At 56.7% G+C, this 4094-nt stretch carries 1 protein-coding gene; it reads left to right on the top strand.

Annotation, left to right across the window (positions count from 1 at the left end; translation table 11 throughout):
• Window positions 1-42 precede the first annotated feature (42 nt).
• Entirely contained in the window at window positions 43-3738 is a 3696-nt protein-coding gene (locus ICW24_RS20025) for a kinesin/myosin motor domain-containing protein (RefSeq protein ID WP_216329844.1), read from the top strand.
• Window positions 3739-4094: the final 356 nt, after the last annotated feature.

Below are 4094 nucleotides of genomic sequence, written 5' to 3' on the forward strand. Positions count from 1 at the left end.
CCTGACTTCAAGCTCCGCTACAAGATCCTGGCCCCTCAAGCTGTGGACAAGGAATCTGATCCCAAGAAAATTGCTCAAGTCATCTTGGAGGCCACGGGCTTGGATGTCGAGTCCTACCGTCTCGGTCACACCAAGGTATTCTTCCGCGCTGGTGTCCTGGGTCAGATGGAAGAGCTGCGTGATGACAGGCTCTCCAAGATCGTATCATGGCTCCAGGCTTACATCCGCGGTTACTTGTCCCGTAAGGAGTACAAGAAGCTGCAGGAGCAGAGATTGGCTCTCCAAGTTGTCCAGCGCAACTTGCGCAAGTACCTGCAACTCCGCACCTGGCCCTGGTGGAAACTGTGGCAGAAGGTCAAGCCTCTCCTCAACGTCACCCGCATCGAGGACGAGATCGCGAAACTCGAGGAGAAGGCACAGAAGGCTCAGGAGGCTTTCGAGAAGGAGGAGAAGCTCCGCAAGGAGGTCGAGGCCCTCAACGCCAAGCTGCTTGAGGAGAAGACCGCCCTGCTCGCCAACCTCGAAGGAAACCAGGGCAGCCTTGCCGAGACCCAGGAGCGCGCTAACAAGCTCCAGGCCCAGAAGGCTGATCTCGAGAACCAACTCAGGGACACCCAAGACCGCCTCACCCAGGAAGAGGATGCCCGTAACCAGCTCTTCCAAGCTAAGAAGAAGCTCGAACAGGAAGTCTCTGGCCTCAAGAAGGATGTCGAGGACTTGGAACTGTCCGTACAGAAGTCCGAACAGGACAAGGCTACCAAGGACCACCAGATCCGCAACTTGAATGATGAGATCGCTCACCAGGATGAGCTCATCAACAAGTTGAACAAGGAGAAGAAACTCCAAGGCGAGACCAACCAGAAGACCTCAGAAGAACTCCAGGCTGCCGAAGACAAGGTCAACCACCTTAACAAGGTCAAGCAAAAGTTGGAGCAGACCCTTGACGAGCTCGAAGACTCTCTGGAGCGCGAAAAGAAACTGCGTGCTGACGTCGAAAAGCAGAGGAGGAAGGTTGAGGGAGACCTCAAGCTCACCCAGGAAGCTGTCGCCGACCTCGAGCGCAACAAGAAGGAACTCGAACAGACCATCCAACGCAAGGACAAGGAAATCTCATCTCTCACCGCCAAACTCGAAGACGAACAGTCCCTGGTCAGCAAGCTCCAGAAACAGATCAAGGAGCTCCAAGGCCGCATCGAGGAGCTCGAAGAGGAAGTCGAGAGCGAGCGCCAGGCTCGCGCTAAGGCTGAGAAACAACGCGCTGACCTCGCTCGTGAACTTGAAGAGCTCGGCGAAAGGCTCGAGGAAGCCGGTGGCGCCACCTCTGCTCAGATCGAACTCAACAAGAAGCGCGAGGCCGAGCTTAGCAAGCTGCGCCGTGACCTCGAGGAGGCCAACATCCAGCACGAAGCCACCCTCGCCAACCTCCGCAAGAAGCACAACGATGCCGTCTCCGAGATGGGTGAGCAGCTCGACCAGCTCAACAAGCTCAAGGCTAAGGCTGAGAAAGAGCGTGCTCAATACTTTAGCGAAGTCAATGACCTCCGTGCCGGTCTCGACCACTTGTCCAACGAAAAGGCTGCACAAGAAAAGATCGTCAAGCAACTGCAGCACCAGCTCAACGAAGTCCAGAGCAAGGCTGACGAAGCCAACCGCACCCTCAACGACCTGGATGCCGCTAAGAAGAAGCTGTCCATCGAGAACTCCGACCTTCTCCGCCAACTGGAGGAGGCCGAGTCCCAGGTGTCTCAGCTCTCCAAGATCAAGGTGTCGCTCACCACACAGCTCGAAGACACCAAGAGGCTCGCCGACGAGGAAGCCAGGGAACGTGCTACCCTTCTTGGCAAGTTCCGCAACTTGGAACACGACTTGGACAACATCCGCGAACAGGTCGAGGAGGAAGCCGAGGGCAAGGCTGATCTTCAACGCCAACTGTCCAAGGCCAACGCTGAGGCTCAACTGTGGCGCTCCAAGTACGAGTCCGAGGGCGTCGCTCGCTCCGAGGAACTCGAAGAGGCCAAGCGCAAGCTCCAGGCTCGTCTCGCCGAAGCCGAGGAGACAATCGAATCCCTCAACCAGAAGGTTGTCGCTCTCGAGAAGACCAAGCAGCGTCTCGCCACCGAGGTCGAGGACCTGCAGCTGGAGGTCGACCGTGCCACTGCTATTGCCAACGCTGCAGAAAAGAAACAGAAGGCCTTCGACAAAATCATCGGAGAATGGAAACTCAAGGTCGACGACCTTGCTGCCGAACTCGATGCCAGCCAGAAGGAATGCCGCAACTACTCCACCGAATTGTTCCGCCTCAAGGGTGCCTACGAAGAAGGCCAGGAACAGCTCGAGGCTGTCCGCCGCGAGAACAAGAACCTTGCCGACGAAGTCAAGGACCTCCTGGACCAGATCGGCGAAGGTGGCCGCAACATCCACGAAATCGAGAAAGCCAGGAAGCGTCTCGAGGCCGAGAAGGACGAGCTCCAGGCCGCCCTCGAAGAGGCCGAAGCGGCTCTCGAACAAGAAGAGAACAAGGTCCTCCGCGCTCAGCTCGAGCTGTCTCAAGTCAGACAGGAGATCGACAGACGCATCCAAGAGAAGGAGGAAGAATTCGAAAACACACGCAAGAACCACCAGCGTGCCCTCGACTCCATGCAGGCTTCCCTCGAAGCCGAGGCTAAGGGCAAGGCTGAGGCGTTGCGCATGAAGAAGAAGCTCGAGGCAGACATCAACGAGCTTGAAATCGCCCTCGACCACGCCAACAAGGCTAACGCCGAGGCCCAGAAGAACATCAAACGCTACCAGGCACAAATCAAGGATCTGCAAACCGCTCTCGAGGAGGAGCAGCGCGCCCGTGACGATGCCCGCGAACAGCTCGGCATCTCGGAGCGTCGCGCCAATGCTCTTCAGAACGAACTGGAAGAGTCCCGCACACTCTTGGAGCAGGCCGACCGCGCCCGCCGCCAGGCCGAGCAGGAACTCAGTGACGCCCACGAGCAACTCAACGAGCTCTCCGCACAGAGCGCTTCCCTCTCTGCCGCCAAGAGGAAACTCGAGTCCGAGCTGCAAACCCTGCACTCCGACCTCGACGAACTTCTCAACGAGGCCAAGAACTCCGAAGAGAAGGCTAAGAAGGCCATGGTCGACGCCGCTCGTCTGGCGGACGAGCTCCGCGCCGAGCAGGATCACGCTCAGACCCAGGAGAAACTCCGCAAGGCTCTCGAGCAACAAATCAAGGAACTCCAAGTTAGGCTCGATGAGGCCGAGGCCAACGCGCTCAAGGGAGGCAAGAAGGCCATCCAGAAACTCGAACAGAGAGTCAGAGAACTCGAGAACGAGCTCGACGGCGAACAGAGGAGGCACGCTGACGCACAGAAGAACTTGCGCAAGTCCGAGAGGCGCATCAAGGAGCTCACCTTCCAGGCAGAAGAAGACCGCAAGAACCACGAACGTATGCAGGACCTCGTCGATAAACTGCAGCAGAAGATCAAGACATACAAGAGGCAGATCGAGGAGGCCGAAGAGATTGCCGCCCTCAACTTGGCTAAGTTCCGCAAGGCGCAACAGGAGCTCGAGGAGGCCGAAGAGAGGGCAGACCTCGCCGAGCAGGCCATCAGCAAGTTCCGCGGCAAGGGACGCGCGGGATCTGCAGCGAGAGGAGTCAGCCCGGCGCCCCAGCGCTCGCGCCCCGCCCTTGCTGACGGCTTCGGCACCTTCCCACCTAGGTTCGACCTGGCGCCCGAAGATTTCTAAACGTTCCACTACAAAACATAAAAACGGACTGTACAGATTTTTCGTTGAAAACGTAACTTTTTATACATTAGCTGTTGATGATGAACGAAAAACTGTAAAATACTAAATATGCAATTCTTTTTTTTTGTAAGCCAAACAAAAATATATACACTTTAGGGATCTAATGTTTTTACGAAAGGCTATTTTGTAACGTTGTTGATATTTATTTATATTATTTATTACCGTGGAGTATGTATCGAGAGTGCGAGCGAGTGCGTCGGATGCACGTGCGCGCGCGAGCACCGCCGAGACACGCCCCCCACCCCCGCACCGCACACCCGCACGTGCACCCCGCGCACCCTCCATTTGACATCTAA

The organism is Agilicoccus flavus (assembly GCF_014857905.1).
In the GTDB taxonomy this organism is placed as follows: domain Bacteria; phylum Actinomycetota; class Actinomycetes; order Actinomycetales; family Dermatophilaceae; genus Agilicoccus; species Agilicoccus flavus.